At 62.3% G+C, this 15,343-nt stretch carries 9 protein-coding genes; 5 read left to right on the forward strand and 4 right to left on the reverse strand.

The features are described 5' to 3' along the window. Positions 1–34: 34 nt before the first annotated feature. The 4 genes from RP6297_RS21700 to RP6297_RS21715 all read right to left on the reverse strand — a co-directional run bounded on the left by RP6297_RS21700 (position 35) and on the right by RP6297_RS21715 (position 7,431). Positions 35–310: a hypothetical protein gene (locus RP6297_RS21700; RefSeq protein ID WP_009241794.1), complete on the reverse strand. Its 276-nt coding sequence runs from the start codon at positions 308–310 to the stop codon at positions 35–37. A gap of 1,059 nt (positions 311–1,369) precedes the next feature. Next, positions 1,370–3,277, reverse strand: a complete 1,908-nt coding sequence (locus tag RP6297_RS21705) for a lysozyme family protein (RefSeq protein WP_223293299.1) — start codon at positions 3,275–3,277, stop codon at positions 1,370–1,372. 393 nt (positions 3,278–3,670) lie between these two features. Then, positions 3,671–6,523 (reverse strand): type VI secretion system Vgr family protein, encoded by a 2,853-nt coding sequence (locus RP6297_RS21710; protein ID WP_009241796.1) that lies wholly within the window; start codon positions 6,521–6,523, stop codon positions 3,671–3,673. A gap of 149 nt (positions 6,524–6,672) precedes the next feature. Beyond that, positions 6,673–7,431 carry a hypothetical protein gene (locus tag RP6297_RS21715; RefSeq protein WP_009241797.1) on the reverse strand — a complete coding sequence of 253 codons (759 nt, stop codon included), beginning with the start codon at positions 7,429–7,431 and terminating at the stop codon, positions 6,673–6,675. Positions 7,432–7,692: 261 nt separating this feature from the next. Between RP6297_RS21715 and RP6297_RS21720 the strand changes: the two genes are divergently transcribed. Genes RP6297_RS21720 through tagF form a run of 5 tightly spaced genes read left to right on the forward strand, consistent with a single transcriptional unit; the run spans position 7,693 to position 15,342 of the window. Next, the gene (locus RP6297_RS21720) at positions 7,693–8,550 is read left to right on the forward strand and encodes a M15 family metallopeptidase (protein WP_009241798.1); all 858 of its coding nucleotides are present in this window, start codon (positions 7,693–7,695) and stop codon (positions 8,548–8,550) included. Between the two features lie 25 nt (positions 8,551–8,575). After that, a complete protein-coding gene (locus tag RP6297_RS21725) occupies positions 8,576–8,845 on the forward strand; it encodes a PAAR domain-containing protein (protein WP_009241799.1) in 270 nt (89 codons plus the stop codon). Between the two features lie 11 nt (positions 8,846–8,856). Continuing rightward, the gene (locus RP6297_RS21730; RefSeq protein WP_037028687.1) at positions 8,857–10,341 is read left to right on the forward strand and encodes a hypothetical protein; all 1,485 of its coding nucleotides are present in this window, start codon (positions 8,857–8,859) and stop codon (positions 10,339–10,341) included. A gap of 58 nt (positions 10,342–10,399) precedes the next feature. Next, positions 10,400–14,350, forward strand: a complete 3,951-nt coding sequence (gene tssM / locus RP6297_RS21735) for a type VI secretion system membrane subunit TssM (protein ID WP_009241801.1) — start codon at positions 10,400–10,402, stop codon at positions 14,348–14,350. Further along, a complete protein-coding gene (tagF, locus tag RP6297_RS21740) occupies positions 14,347–15,342 on the forward strand; it encodes a type VI secretion system-associated protein TagF (protein WP_009241802.1) in 996 nt (331 codons plus the stop codon). The genes tssM and tagF overlap by 4 nt, the downstream gene beginning before the upstream one ends. Position 15,343: the final 1 nt, after the last annotated feature.

Here is a 15,343-nt window from a genome sequence, read left to right on the forward strand (position 1 = left end):
CTTGAGTGCGCCTCCGCTGCAGCCAACCGCTTAGTTACTGCTGCGGCTTCCCCCACAGCGGATTCTTGCTATCGGAACCCAGCACCTGGGCGAGCACTTCTGCATCGCCATCGCTCGCCACCGGAGCACCCTTGCGCGCACGGGCGTTCTTCGCACGCTTGCCGTGTTTCTTTGCGTGCACGACCTTGTTGATTCCGCTTTGCGGGGCATTGCCTGATGCCGGCACGGTGGAGGTGTGCTGGGCGCAGATGCCTGCGGTCATCCAGGCGGTGGTGAGGAGGGCTACGGCGAGTTTGTATTGCAGGTTCATTTGAGAGAGTGAGGTTGTTTTAGGGGTGAATTCACAACGACGTCGCCCAGTCATCTGGAAAGCGCGTCAATGTTGTTCAGGTTGGTGTTGTCATAAATCCGGTCAGCGCCTATGCCTGCAGGGACACCCGTGGAGACCGTTCTCTGACATCCCCCGACAAGACTCTGTGTCTCGAACTGCTCCGCCGCAACGACGCCGCCATCCAAAAATACAACGGAACGTTACGGAGAGATGCTTGCATGTCCCGCGATATCGGCCCCTGAAAGGCCGGAACGCTCACGCTTGCCTCGTGCCAGCGTGCCGGGTCATCCAGCGTCTGCCAGCGCACTGCAAGGGGCACTTGAATGTCTAGCAGCGCGCTGCCCACAAGGCTTGAACGTCGATCGCATGGCGCTTCAAAAACGCGCTCATCGTTGGCACCGATCACCAGAGTCTGACCGTCGATCTCAAGTCTAGCCAAACCTCGCAGGTACTGATCCGACAGCACTGCTGCAAACCAGCTCATTCGCAAACCCTTTCTGAATCGCTACCGTTTGCAGGGCCAGCATCGCGAGGCAAATTCGGCGCGAGCCATTGTTGCATTTCACGATGACAAGCTCTCTCTTAATTTTTCTAATTTTCGAACATAAAAATCTACCACTGGCAACCGCTCAAAGTTATAGCATCAGCATTGAGAAAAAATGCAATCTTCTTATTCCCCTGTTTTCTCGTATAAACCATGGACGACACGCCAGTCCCCTGGGAAATCATTTCATATTCGCCAGTCACTTTTCCATCATATACCTCGGTCCACGTATTCGTAGTCTGATCCGGCATATTCTTGTCAAGAGTTTCACTTATCGACCTATTAAGAACGATGGGGATTGTTTTCTTTGAGTTCCGATACCGAACAAATCCAAACGAAAATTTAGCCGATGCGTCGTAGTAAGTTTTGATTTCGAAATTTACCGATTCTATCCCACCAGACTCAAAACACATGATCTCGCTGGATATATCTGCGTGTGCCACCATGGGTGTCACAAGGATAAAAGCAAAAATAAATTTTTTCACGGGAAAGCTCTATGGTCTCTGCAATTCCAATGATACTGAAATAGTGTGTTGCGTTGGGTAAAATTTCTTCTTCTGATGAGGAGGATTGCCAACCATTACCGGGTTCCCTTGAGCATCAAACACGGGCTCCTTTTGTGTGTTCCGCCTCCATTCGAAGGTTAAGGGAAGCATTTGGTCTGGAAAGACATCATCAAGGAGCGCATTACGCAGGTACAGCACGGCCTGCAACCTCGCATCGAGACCATTTAGGTTCTCAATACTTACATTACCATTCACATCTTTACTTACAACGACGGCATTGTCTTGGCCAACACCAGCATCCATATGACTAAGCATTCCCGCTCGAGTCGCAACGTAGAAACAAGCACTGTCAGCGCAATTGTAGGCATTGTGATCACCCTCGTTGTTGCGCGCAATAAAGACATCGGGATCCCAGCCTAGTCCGGAAAACTGGCCTGTCGTTACAGTTGCCGGAAATTTTCGGAATCTTCCATACGGCAAATAATTTTCGAGATGCGTCAACTGAATTAGGCCGCGCCCATAATAAGGAGTATACGTTTTTGACTCACCATTAATTTCTTTAACAAAATGCAGATTCCCCGTCTCCGGTATTACATGCGCGAAGAAATGCAATAAACGCTGCCGTGATATCGACAAACCATATTTTCTCGTCGCCTGATTGAACGGCAAAACCCACGCAATAGAACGCGCATGAGCAACATTCCATGTGGTTGAGTGAGGGACGAACTGTGTTCCAGTCAGATGAAGCAATCTGCGTGGAAAACATCTTGCCATCTCATCGGCATTCAACCACCCGCACCTTCTAAATATTCGAACGAATTCACGCGGATCGAATCGCCAATGCGCATTCGGCAGTGGTTGCCCTCCAGACGGTTGTCCCTGCGCGTCATATTGCGGCACTTGCAAATTCGCTTGCTGCCAAAAAGCGAGAGCCTCGATATGAGCGCGCAGCGCCTGAAATTGTTCTTCCGTCATCGGTTCGGGATTGGTTGGGCTGGCTTGCTTCAACCAGCCCCACCTTGCCTCAATCGTGGCAGCCTCCCACTCCGTCGGAAACTTGCAAATCAGCTTCTTGAGCAAAGCTTTTACTTCGGGGCTATCTAACCTCGTGTGTGCTTCCTCTGCTGTAATGGTGTCGTCATGGTCCCCATCCAACTCGCGAAGAATTGCCGGATCGCTACATAGACTGTCACCGCCTTGTGCGTCCTCGACAAGGCGCCACCCCCTCCAGTGAGGGAAGTCCGCATCGCTAAACTTGCGCACACCTTGGGCATTAAGGTTTACCCATCCGGTGCCGGTCGGCGTTCGAATTTTCCTCCAGTGTGGAACGTCTGTAGGGCTCAATGCGTCAGGACCTATTACTCGACCGAAACGCAGCAATTCGTACACAGCACTGGGACTTGGACGAGCATTCGCTGGATACGCATCACAGATTTGAGTCGCGTCACGCTTACGGTTGTACTCGGCTTCAGCTTCTGTGACCGCATCGCCTAAAGGGAGCCCCGTCAATCGATAAGTGGTTACATATGCGTGCCCACGCGCTCCTTGCGCGCCATCTCCTTCTGCATACCGCACACCAACAAAGACCTCTTCCCCGAGTGGCGTTCCTCCTGGGGGTGAAGGTTGATTCAATGGCGGGTGTTGCGGAAAAACCTGTGTGTCAGCAGCGAGATGAAAATAAAGTTCGCCGAATATAGCGTCGCTACGGCCATCTCCGGCTAATGGAACGTCCCCGCTAACACGGCCGATGAGCTGTCGCAGATTGGTATCGTCGCAGACGATCTCAAAGTGAATCTGATTCGGGCGTCCACCGATATAGCCCGCTTGCCCAAGTTCGTCCTTACGATAGATTCGACGGCCCTGCTGTACCGTACTACGTACCGTATGCAGGTGCATATAGATGGAAAAAAAGACAACTCGTGTAGGCGCGTTTCCCGTAGTGGCCACCCCGATTTCCGTTTCGTGTCTGATGACAACTACCCCGTCACTAGTCCTACCGCGATAGTTGAGAGGTGCGTTTTCCTCTGGCGGGGCGGGCGGCTCAGCGGATCCGCGGCGATAGACGACAGTGCCATCGGCGATTGCGCGAACGAGTTCCACGCCACTATTGCCTCGCGGCGGCGCCGTCAGGTGCAAGCCCCCATGCCATCCCAAGTTGTAGCTAACTGGATATGCACCGTTTCCGGGCTCGCCCCCGGGCATTGCTGCTTCAAGCCATTGGTCTTCAGTCTGGTCGGCGGCTCTCGGCGGAAGAAATGGCGGACTAATAAGCATCTTGCAAAACTCGATTCAAACAGAGAACGGATAGCGCTTTTTGGTCGAAAGCGGCGTCTGCGGAAACAACGGCAAGTCTCGATCTGTGCGAGTCGGCCTCTGAAACGTCCGCTGCGCCGCCTTATACGTAATCGCCCCAGCACACTCCACGGTGATATTCCCACCTTCCAGCGTGATCGACGCCCCGCCCGCCGTGGCGATGCGGATGCGCTTGGCGGCGGCAAAATCCACATTCATATTGGCCGACACCAGCTTCAGGTCCTGCTTGGCCATCAGCTTGAGCACGTCGTGCTGGGCTTGCACGTCGATGTTGTCTTGCCCTGCGGTGAGCTGCAGGCCGATGTTGTTATCACCCGCCTTCGACAAACCGGCAGCCACGCCAATCGCCTGGCCGGCATGCATGCGCGCCTGTTTGCCGATGGCGAGGTTGGTGTCTTGGCCGCTGCCCAGCGCGATGCTTTCGCCGTTGGCGAGCTGCAGGTCTTGCCCCGCCACCATGACGAGGCCCGCGCGGCCCGCCAGGTGGGCAATGGCCTCGCTCTGATGCGGCACCTTGCCTTGCGTGACAGTGTTGCCGGCGCTGGCGTCTTGCTTGGCGGCGTCGAGCGCCTTGCCGTCGACCATGCCGGCCACCGCCTTGGCTTGCCTGGCCAGCGGAGCGTCGTCGTTCTTGGCGGTGTCGAGCGCGGCGGTCTGATGCGTGACCGCGCCTTGGCCGAGCGATGACGTCAATTCCTTGGCTTGCTTGATCAGCGCAATGCCGGCAGCGTTGTCGCCGGTGGGCACGGCTTTGCCGCTGCTGGCGTCGCGGTAGGTGGTCAGCAGCAGACCGGCTTGGCCGCGCACGGCGGCGTGGCCATCGGTGCGCAACTCGAAGCCCTGGCCGCGGAAACTGCCGCGCCGGTTGTCTTGCTGATGGACGAGATGGCCGAGGTTGAGCTGGCTGAATTGCTGCGTGGTGGCGAGCTGCGTGCGCAGCTGTCCATCGCTGTCGTCAAAGACGAGTTGGTTGTAACCGCTGCCGCCGTGTTCCGCGCTCTTGAAGCCTGTGTGAGCAGCCGCGTTGCGGTGGCCTTCGGCCTCGGTGCCCATGCCATGCCAGGCGGGGCTGTGGCCGCCAGCCAGGTTGCCTTGCGCACTCGCGGCGCTGTCGCTGCCTTGCTTGTAGAGGGCCGTGCTGTCGCTTTGGTCGGATGCGCCCTGCCCGCCCGGCGTTGGCGCGATGCCTGCCTCGCCCTGGCCGTTGTACAGCGAGCCGACCACGATGGGCTGGTCGATGTCGTCTTCGCTGAACTTGACGAGCACTTCCTGCCCAATGCGCGGCAGCCATTGCCAGCCCATACCGGAACCGGCCTGCCGCTGCGCAACACGCACCCAGCGGCTGCTGCGGTCATCCGCGCGCTCGCCTTGTTGCCACGGAAAGCGCACGCGGATTTCACCTGCGGGGCTGGCATGGTGCTCGCCGTCTCCGCCGGCTTGGGTCTGGCCGTCCGGGCCGACCACGATGGCGCTGTGCACGCCTTGCGCGGTGGGGGCGGCGTACAGCCGGCCGCAGTCCGGTTCTGTCACGGCGGGGCGCCAGGGCCGGCGTGCGTCGCTCGCGCGGAACAGGCCAGCGTAGCCGTGCGTCCGTGCGGCCTTGAGCAGATCGTCGGTCGGCGTGTTGCGCTCGACGGGGCCTTCTGCTTCCTGGAAACCAAAAACGCCCGGGCCGGATTCCGGCGCGCTGGGCGGCGTATCGAATTCCAGCGCGGCGTCGAGCCCGCCCAAACGCTGGCTGAGCGCATTGTGCGTATCGACGGTCAGGTTGTTGATGCCGCAGTGCTCGACCAGATCCATCAACAACGGATAGGCGCCTTCCACGTCCTGCGGCAGGTGCGGGCAATCCACCACCTGGAGGCGTGTGCCGCTGCGCAACGTGCGGACCGTGCCACGCCCGGAAAACAGCAGCGCGCGAGCCTCCAGGCTTTCCATGACCTGCTCGGCAATGCGCTGGGCATTGGCGGAATCCGGTGCAAGCGATGGGCTGATCGACAGATACGCATCCGGGCTGCCCGCGCTGGTGGCGAAGCGGGCAGGCGCATGGGCTCGAGCGTTCTGCTTGCCTTCCGGGTCCCACGCGGCCACCGCGACGCCGCCTACCGTTGTGCGGCTGTGGCAGGCGAGTTGCTGGATGGCGTCGCGCTCTTCCAGGCTGTGTGCGCGGTGGAAACGGATACCGCCCGCCGATGCGGACTCCGCATCTTCCGGCAGCTGCGTGCTGTCGGCAAAAATCACCAGCGTGTGGCCGCCGTGCGCCTGGTCGTCTTCCACCGTGGTGAAGCCGAGCCCCGCTTCGGCCAGCAGGCGCGTGACGAAGTGGTAGTCGGTCTCGCGAAACTGGGCGATGTGCGCGCGTGTACCGAAATCGCTCATGCGTGCTTCGGCACCGGCCGCGTAGCGCCACGAGGCGTACGGCTCGTACGGCGACAGCATCTGCTCAATGATGTCCGCGAGCGGCCGGTTCTGGAACACCTGGCTGTGGCGCTGCTGCGTGGTCAGCCAGAACCACGGCACCACCGTCAAGCGATAGCGCGTGAGGCTGCCGTCCGCGCCGAGCTTCTCGGCCAGGCGAATCAAGCCCGAGCGCTTGGTCTGCGTGCCATCGGCCAGCGTCGTGACCAGCGTGACCCGCTGGCCCAGCAATGATTTCAGTGCGATGCGCGCATTGGCGCTCACGGCCACCACGCGCCACTCAAACAGCTCGGACAGCGCCTCGCGACCGAGCCAGGCTTCCACCGCAAGGTCCGCAAGCGGCCCTTCGCCTTCGAGCGTATAGAGGCGGCGCGTGGGTGCGAAGAGGTTCTGAAGAAGGGTCGTGGCGTCCATTCGCTGTCCGGTGCTGCAACGCGTGGCGTATCACGGACGATTTTCGTGAGACCCGCGCGGGCATTTACGAGGCAGCGCAATGTCGAGCATCGCACTTGCCTCCGCTCAATTACCCGATTGTAAAAACGACCAACCGGATAGCCGGGCGGCTATTGCCCTTTGTAAGTGGGTGAATTGGCGGCCTTATTGGCAGCATTCTGTGGCGCAAGCAATGCGGCCAGCAGATCGGCATCAGGATCATCGGGCGCCAAAGTGCCTTTTCGGTTCTTGGCGGTTTTGGCAGTGGATTGCGCCTTGGGCTTTGTTGGCTGCTGCAACGCCTTAAATGGTGTATTCGTCGATTTGGCGACCAGCTTGGCGGTTGCCGTCTTGCCTTCGTCGGTATTGGCCGGGGTGCCTGAGGACCTTGCCGCCAGGGTGTGCGTGGCCGGCGCCTCGGCATGCGCTTCCTTGGCGGGCACGCTTGCAACCGGCGCCTTGACGCTCTTCTCGGTGGCGTGGTCTTCGCCCGCCGGAACATTGACGATGGTGGCTGCCTGCACTTCCGCCACGGGTTCGCTCGCGGAGGCAACAGGCGCCGCAGCGGCCGTCTGAGTAGCCTCCGCAGCCGCCGCTTGCGTGGCTGCGGCCGGTTGAGCGGCCGCTGGCGCAGCTTGCTCAGCCACCTGTGCGGGCGCAGGTTCGCCGCTTGGGTTCAGCATGATCCAGGCCCCGACACCGGCGGCCAGTACGACAACTGCCGCCGCAACGCCGTAGCGCCGCCCCGACTTTTTCGGTGCCTTGCCGTTGGCCGCAACGCGGCCCTCCAGGCTCGCCAGGATGCGCGTATGCCCGGCCTCATCGGTCTCGGATTCAGAATTGAAGAGCGTTGGGGGCCCTTCTTGTTTCAAATCGCCGTTATTACTCATCACGGGTCCAGAATTGAAATAGAATGCGCGGCGAACGTATGGATTACAAACAAGCGCCGATTCCGGTGGTGGCTGCTGATTCTAAGTCTGGCCTTGCCGAAAGACAAATGATTGGCGCAGATTGCAGTATTTTCTTTATCGTTCCTTAATATTTATGTGTAGCGGGCGCTGGATTATTACCGTTTATTAATAATTTAGCGTTGTAAATACAGATATAAATCTGGATGAATTGACGTAGGCGCGCACGCTCCGCAGGTGAGTATGGTTTTTCTCGCTCTTGTTCTCTACTTCGTTGCCATGGTGGTGGTGGCTGCCGTGCTGCTGCTGCCGTCGGTACGGCAGCGCTGCGCGGCGTTGCTGCGTGCGCAGTGGCAGCGCGTGAGCACAGGGGCGGCGGTGGTGGGCGCGCGCTCCGCAGGGTCGTTGCGCGAGTCGGTAGACAACGCAACGTCGGGCGTATCGGCGTTCAAGCAGTTCGTGGTACGGCGGCGGATGCTGTTGCTCGGTGCGCTGGGTGTGCTGTCGGTGCCACCCATGCTGGCGCTGGCGCTGCGTGAGCAGCAGTCGTTCGAGTTCGATGATGACCAGGTGCGCGAGCCGGATCCGCACATCTCGGCGCTGCTCAATGGCGAACGGCTGATCCCGCCGCCGCCCTTGCCGCCCGAGGTGTTCACCACGCGTGAAGTCGAGCAGATCCGCCCGGCCATCCGCGATGCGAGCCGCGACTGGAACCTGCTCGATGCGGATTTCCGTCAGCGTCTGCTGCTGGTCTACAAGATCATGCGCGACGAACACGGTTACGAAATGGCGCTGCTCGAAGGCTACCGAAGCCCCGAGCGGCAAGTGAAGCTGGCGGCGATGGGCAGCAATGTCACGCAGGCCACGGCGTTCCAGAGCTATCACCAGTACGGCTTGGCGGCGGATAACGCGTTCTTCCGCGACGGCAAGCTGGTCATCAGCGAGAAAGACCCGTGGGCGATGCGCGGCTACGAACTGTACGGGCAGACGGCTGAGTCGGTCGGCCTCGTGTGGGGCGGCCGCTGGAAGATGATGGACCTGGGCCACGTCGAACTGCGCCGCAAGGGCGTGCTCGGCAAACAGCCCGCACCAAGGCAATGACGATAGGACACATGGGGAGCATGCAATGACACGGCCCTTCATCCTGCTGGGTGACAAGACGGACCACGGCGGCGTGGTGATCACCGCGTCGGGCAACACCAGCACCGGCGGCAAGGGCATCGCCTGCGTGGGCGACAAGGTGACGTGCCCGAAGAGGGGCCACGGCGGCACGACCGTGATCTTGACGGGCGACCCGAACGTCATCATCGACGGCAAGCAGGCGGCGCGCCACGGCGACAAAACCGCCTGCGGCGCCACGCTCCTGTCCAGCCAGGGCAACACCGGCAGCATCTGAACGGGCACGACATGGTTGCAAGACTCTTCCGGTCCGGGCTGACGCTGCTGGCTGTCTTCGTGGTGGTGTGGATTGCCGTCATCGTGTGGTGGCAGTCCGCCAACCGCATGCCCACCACCGCCGACATCCTGACCTACCTGCTGTTGCTGCCGGTCGGCATGATCGTCGGCTATTGGGTCATCAAGCGTGCGCTGGACGGCATCCGCTCCAATGTGGTCGCGGGCCGCGAGCTGGCGGCGGCCACCCCGGCCGCAACAGGCACCGACGCCAAAACCGCCGACCCGCAAGACGCCACGCGCCAATGGCGCGCCGTGCTGCTCGCCAGCGCCCTGCGTGCGCCGGCCGGCGGCGATGCCGCTTCAGTGGTCGAGGCCGTGCAAGCCAATACGCAACCCGGGTTGACCGATGTGCAAGGCTTCGGCCAGCCGATCTTTGCCGCGCAAGTGGAAGGCATCGACATCGAAGACCTGCGTGCCGAACTGGCTGAGCAACATCCCGATGTCGACTGGCTGGATGAACGCCTGCGCGCCCTTTCGCTGGCGGGCCAGGTGGCCGAAGAACTCGCGGCACACGCCGTTGCGCACGCCCCGGAAACGACCGAGCCGGAAACCACGCGCCTGATCATCACCGCACTGCTCCCCCGCGAGTGGACGCCGCAGCATCAAGCCGCCGCTGATGGCTGGCTGCGCCGGCGCATCGCGTTGATCTGGCCGGCAGACCGTTTGACGCTGGAGCCCATCACCGCGAAGGGCGATGCCGATGCGCTGCTGTTGCTCGATCGCGCCACGCAAAGCGTCAACCGCGCCAGCGACGAGCGCGTGCTGCGCATGGTGGTGGTGGCGGATTCGCTGGTGGGCCCCAGCGCGGTCGAACAACTGATGCAGCACGAGCAGTTGTTCGAAGCCAATCGGCAGCATGGCCGCGTGCCGGGCGAAGCCGCTGCGGGCGTGCTGCTGTGCGCGCCGGCGATGGCGCAGAGCCTGCTGCCACCCGCGCTGGACGGCGACGCCGCGGCAACGGAGGCGTTCACGATCACGCGCGCCGGCGTGGCGCGGCTGGAATCGCCAACGCCCGATCGCGGTCAGCCGCAATTGCAGGCGCTGGGCGACGCCGTGGGCCACGTACTCGACACCTTGGCCGCCGCACCGGTCAAGGCCAAGCAGGACGCGGCACCCGCCGAGAAGGCCGAAACCGCGGAGGGCGATTCGCCTGCCGAACCCATCACCGTTGCCGGCGTCGTTTCAGACACCGGCATGCATCCCGTACGCACCGTCGAGGTGGCTCGCGTGTTTTCCGAACGTTTCCCCGCGCTGGACCTTGCCGCAGATCTGCTGCCCGTCGGCACGCCCTGCGGCTATGTGGGCGCTGCGGGGCCGCTGCTGTCGGTGGTGGTGGCGCACCAGTTGAGCCAGCAGACCGGCAAGCCGGTGCTGGCGATTACCGCCAACGACATCCAGCAGCGCGGCGCCATTGCGGTGGTGCCCAGCCTGACCTGACCTTGTTCCAGATTTCGAGTTTGATTCCGATTCCGTCTGTTCCCGAGCCGAAGGCAACATGCAACGCTTCCTGAACTTCCTGACCAACTCACGCACGCTATCCATTCTTGGCGTGATCGTGCTGACCATCTTCCTGCTGCTGATGGCGCAGACCTTCGAGGTTGGCCTGGTCTGGGTCGGCATCGCGCTGGGTGTGCTGCTCGCCTTGTGGCTGCTGACGTATCTGTGGAAGCGCTGGCGTGCGCGTCAGGCCAGCAACAAGCTCGAAGGCGTGCTGGAACAGGCCACCGCCGACAAGACCGCCACACCAGACAAGCGCGAAGAAGTGGAAGCCCTGCGCGTGCGCTTGGCAGAAGCCGTCAAGACCATCAAACGCTCCAAGCTCGGGCAGATGTCGGGCAGCGCGGCGCTGTACGAGCTGCCCTGGTACATCGTGATCGGCAACCCGGCGGCGGGCAAAAGCACGGCCGTGCTCAATTCCGGCCTGCAGTTTCCGTTTGCCGACAAGGGCGGCGCGGTCATCCAGGGCATCGGCGGCACGCGTAACTGCGACTGGTTCTTCACCACCGAAGGCATCCTGCTCGACACGGCCGGCCGTTATTCGGTGCACGAAGAAGACCGCCGCGAGTGGCTCGGCTTTCTGGACCTGCTCAAGCGCTATCGCCCCAAGGCGCCCATCAACGGCATCGTCGTGACGGTGAGCGTGTCGGAACTCACGCAAAACCGCCCCGAATTCGCCATCAACCTGGCCAAGAACCTGCGCCAGCGCGTTCAGGAACTGACGGAACGCCTGGAAGTGTTTGCGCCGGTGTACGTGATGTTCACGAAGGCCGACCTGATCACCGGCTTTACCGAATTCTTTGGAGACAGCGAGAAGCAGGAGCGTGACCGCGTTTGGGGCGCCACTCTGCCCTTCGAGCCGGATTCAAAGCCCGACGTGGCGGCCGTGTTCGACCAGCGCTTTGACGAGCTGTGCGACGGGCTGAAGGAGATCAGCGTTGCGCAAATTGCGCTGCACCGGAACAACAAGCTCTCGCCGGGGCTGCTGAGCTTCCCGCTGGAGTTTGCGTCGATCAAGCCGACGCTGCGCGCGTTCCTGATGACGCTGTTCGATGAGAACCCGTTCCAGTACAAGCCGGTGTTCCGCGGCTTCTACTTCACCAGCGCGCTGCAGGAAGGTGCCACCAATAGCGTGTCGGCCGAGCGCATTGCGCGCCGCTTTGGCCTGTCGATGGACGGTGCCGCACGCCCGCGCGAGGTGTTCTCCAAGAACGGCTTCTTCCTTCGCGACCTGTTCTCGAAGGTGATCTTTGCCGACAAGCAGACGGTGCGGCAATTCGCCAGCCCCGCCAAGACGCGCCTGCGCATCGCCACCTTCTTTGCGCTGGTGCTCGCGCTGGGTGTGATGCTCGGCGGTTGGACGTGGTCGTACATGGGCAATCGCACCCTCACTGCCAACGTGCAGGCCGACCTCGACAAGATCGTGAAGATGCAGCAGAACCGGGTAGACCTCCAGGCTCGCCTGGAGGCACTCGACATCCTGCAAGACCGGATCGAGCAGCTCGACCGGTATCGCAACGACCACCCGCTGGCGCTGTCGCTCGGCCTGTACCAGGGCGACACGCTGCAGCACAAGCTGCTCGACGAGTACTACAACGGCCTGCGTCAGGTCATGCTCAAGCCCGTGGGGGGCGCGATCGAAACCTTCCTGGCAGAAGTCAACGCGCATCCGGATCAGTTAGCACCGATGGTGCGCCCGCCGGAAACCGGCGCTGTGATGACCACGTCCGTGACGACGGCCACCGCCACCGTGGGCGGTGCTTCGGGTGCCTCGGGTGCCGCGGCCAACGCGCCTGCCGCGCCAAACCAGGCCACGGCATCGACCGGTGCCAAGCGCTACACCGACGCCTCCCCCACCAACGTGGAAGACGGCTACAACGCGCTCAAGACCTACCTGATGCTGTCGGACAAGCGCCACGTGGAAGTCGCGCACTTGACCGATCAGATCACGCGATTCTGGCGCGGCTGGCTGGAAGACAACCGGCGCAACATGCCGCGCGAGCAGATGATCCGCTCGGCGGAGCGCAACCTGTCGTTCTTCCTGGCCCGCGTGAACGACGACAACTGGCCGCTGCTGGAAGGCAACCTCTCGCTGGTCGACCAGACGCGTGAGAACCTGCGCCGCGTGGTGCGCGGCATGCCCGCACGCGAACGTGCGTACGCCGAGATCAAGGCCCGCGCCTCCACGCGCTACGCCCCGATGACGGTCGCACGCATCGTCGGCGATACCGGTGCCGGCCTGGTTGCGGGCAGCTACGCCGTGCCCGGCACGTTCACCAAGGAAGCGTGGCTGGGCTACGTGCAGCCCGCCATCAAGGAAGCGGCCAACAAGGAACTGCAGACCAAGGACTGGGTGCTGAACGTTGCCGCGCGCGACGACCTCACGCTGGAAGGCAGCCCCGAGCAGATCCAGAAGGCGCTGGTCACGATGTACAAGACCGAATACGCGCGCGAATGGCAACGCTTCATGCAAGGCGTGGCGATCCAGGATTTCTCCAGCTTCGATCAGGCCGTCACCGGCATGAACTTGCTGGGCGATCCAACCAACTCGCCGATCCGCAAGGTGCTCGACACCGCATACGAGCAGACGTCGTGGGACAACCCGTCGATGTTCAACGCCGGCCTGAAGCAGGCCAAGTCCGGCGTGCTGGGATGGTTCAAGCAGCTGTTTGCGCGCCAGACGCCGTCGCAGGTGAACGTCAACCTGGACGTGGGCGGCAATGCCGATGCCGGCGCTATTCCGATGGGCCCGGTGGGCAAGGAATTTTCGGGGCTGGCACGCGTGGTAGTCATGCGCGACGACAAGTCGCTGCTGCGCGGCTACATGGATTCACTCTCCAAGGTGCGCACGCGCTTCAACCAGATCAAGAATCAGGGCGACCCGGGGCCGGGTGCGCGCCAGCTGATGCAGCAGACACTGGACGGCAACGGGTCGGAACTGGCCGACACGCTCAAGTACGTGGATGAGCAGATGCTGACCGGCATGACCGACAGCGAGCGCGCGACGCTGCGTCCGCTGCTGGTGCGTCCGCTGCTGCAGTCGTACGCGGTGGCGATCCGCCCGGCCACGACGGAAGTGAACAAGGTCTGGAACGCCCAGGTGTATCAGCCGTTCGCCACCACGCTGGCAGACAAGTATCCGTTTGCACCCAACGCCAAGATCGAGGCCAGCGCGGCTGAGATCGGCCAGGTGTTCGGCCCGGACGGCGCAATCGCCAAGTTCGCCAGCACGACGATCGGTCCGCTGTCGGTGCGCCGTGGCGACATGATCGCCTCCCGCACGTGGGGCGACCTGGGCATTGCGTTTGTGCCCGAGTTCACCACGGGCTTCACACGCTGGATCGCGCCGCTCACGGGTGGCGCCGCCGGTGGTGCTGGCGGTGCCGCAGCCGCAGCGCCGCAGACGGTGTTCCAGATCCTGCCGGTGCCGTCGCAAGGCGCCACCGAATACACGATCGAGATCGACGGGCAGCAACTGCGCTATCGCAACACGCCGCCGCAGTGGGCCAACTTCGTGTGGCCGAATCCGCAAGGCACCCCGGGTGCGCGCGTGACGGCCACCACGTTTGACGGCCGCACGGTGGAGCTGCTCAACGAGCCCGGCCGCTTCGGCCTGGAGCGCCTGATTGCGACGGCGCAACGCAAGCGTCGTCCGGACGGCGCATTCGATTTGTCCTGGACGAAGGACAACCTGACCGTATCGATCAGCCTGCGCATCATCAGCAGCCCGCAGGCCGGTGGCACGACGGCATCGGATTCGCCGCAGGGCCAAGGCCTGCGCGGCTTGCGCCTGCCGACGTCGATTGCCGATGCATCGGCACCGCAGAACACCCTGACGCCGCCTGCTCCGGCAGCGCCCGCAGGCACGGCGCCTGCCGCGCAAGCGGCCGCGTCTACACAGGCCGCACGCCACAACATCACGGAAGAGCAAGGAGGGACGGCGCAATGAGCCAGACCCAGTTGCAGCTTTCGTACTTCGGCAAGCTTCCGTCTCGCGGTGACTTCGTCAAGAGCGCCAACAACGTCCAGCTGCTCGACACGCTGGACCGCTGGCTGGCGCAAGGCATGGAATTGCTGGCCGAAGCCCCGGACTGGAAGTCGACCTATGACAGTTGGAAGCCGGTGCAGTTTGCGTTTCTCGGCTCGCAGAGCAAGCTCGCCATTGCGGGCACGCTCATGGCCAGCAGCGATCTGTCGTCGCGCCGCTTTCCGTTCCTGACGGCAGCGGCCATGGAGGTCGAGCGCCCGATCAACTTCATCGCGCGCAGCCCGATTGCGCTCGCTCGCCTGTGGACGCGGGCCGGCCAGCAGATGCTCTCGCTCGGCACCGCCACCGACGCCACTGAAGGCCTGCGCCTGCTGGCCGAAGGGCAGCACGGCGTGGAGACTGGCACGGGCGGCACCAGCACGCAGTCGCACGACGCGAGCTTTTCGGATTTCATCGACTTCCAGACCGTTGCCGGCCTCGAGCAGATGCTGCGCTCGGAAGGCCACAACATCCGTCTGCGCCGCACCCTGCTCGCGCTCGGCACGCTGCTCCAACCTGTGATGGCCAATGGCTCGTCGCGGCTTGAGAAAGGGCTCACGCTACCGCTGCCGGCAGACCCGCTCTATCGCAGCCTGGTCGCGAGTTTCTGGCTGGAGCTGGTGTCGCGCTTCCTGCAGCGGGCGGACTTCGAACTGTCGCTGTTCCTGGGCGATATCAATGGCGCCGAGCGGTTGGTCATCGGCTTCAACGGCGCCTCGTCACGCACGTTGCACAGTGTGATGTCCCCACTGGCGTATGCCGAACAGAACATCAACATCGACGATCCGGAATGGGTCGACCAGCACGTCAGCGGAGATTACGGCTTGGCCAAGTTCGTGAGTTACCTGGATCAACCGCAGCTGTCGCTGCGCGTGGCGGTCGATACCTTCCGCGAAGTCTTCATCGGAGAATGAA

This window comes from Ralstonia pickettii, assembly GCF_016466415.2.
Classification (GTDB): Bacteria; Pseudomonadota; Gammaproteobacteria; order Burkholderiales; family Burkholderiaceae; genus Ralstonia; species Ralstonia pickettii.

What these genes read in the sequence shown, in the direction of transcription:
- RP6297_RS21700 (WP_009241794.1), bottom strand. Translation starts at nt 310, where the DNA reads ATGAACCTGCAATACAAACTCGCCGTAGCCCTCCTCACCACCGCCTGG.
- RP6297_RS21705 (WP_223293299.1), bottom strand. Translation starts at nt 3,277, where the DNA reads ATGCACCTGCATACGGTACGTAGTACGGTACAGCAGGGCCGTCGAATC.
- RP6297_RS21710 (WP_009241796.1), bottom strand. Translation starts at nt 6,523, where the DNA reads ATGGACGCCACGACCCTTCTTCAGAACCTCTTCGCACCCACGCGCCGC.
- RP6297_RS21715 (WP_009241797.1), bottom strand. Translation starts at nt 7,431, where the DNA reads ATGAGTAATAACGGCGATTTGAAACAAGAAGGGCCCCCAACGCTCTTC.
- RP6297_RS21720 (WP_009241798.1), top strand. Translation starts at nt 7,693, where the DNA reads ATGGTTTTTCTCGCTCTTGTTCTCTACTTCGTTGCCATGGTGGTGGTG.
- RP6297_RS21725 (WP_009241799.1), top strand. Translation starts at nt 8,576, where the DNA reads ATGACACGGCCCTTCATCCTGCTGGGTGACAAGACGGACCACGGCGGC.
- RP6297_RS21730 (WP_037028687.1), top strand. Translation starts at nt 8,857, where the DNA reads ATGGTTGCAAGACTCTTCCGGTCCGGGCTGACGCTGCTGGCTGTCTTC.
- tssM (WP_009241801.1), top strand. Translation starts at nt 10,400, where the DNA reads ATGCAACGCTTCCTGAACTTCCTGACCAACTCACGCACGCTATCCATT.
- tagF (WP_009241802.1), top strand. Translation starts at nt 14,347, where the DNA reads ATGAGCCAGACCCAGTTGCAGCTTTCGTACTTCGGCAAGCTTCCGTCT.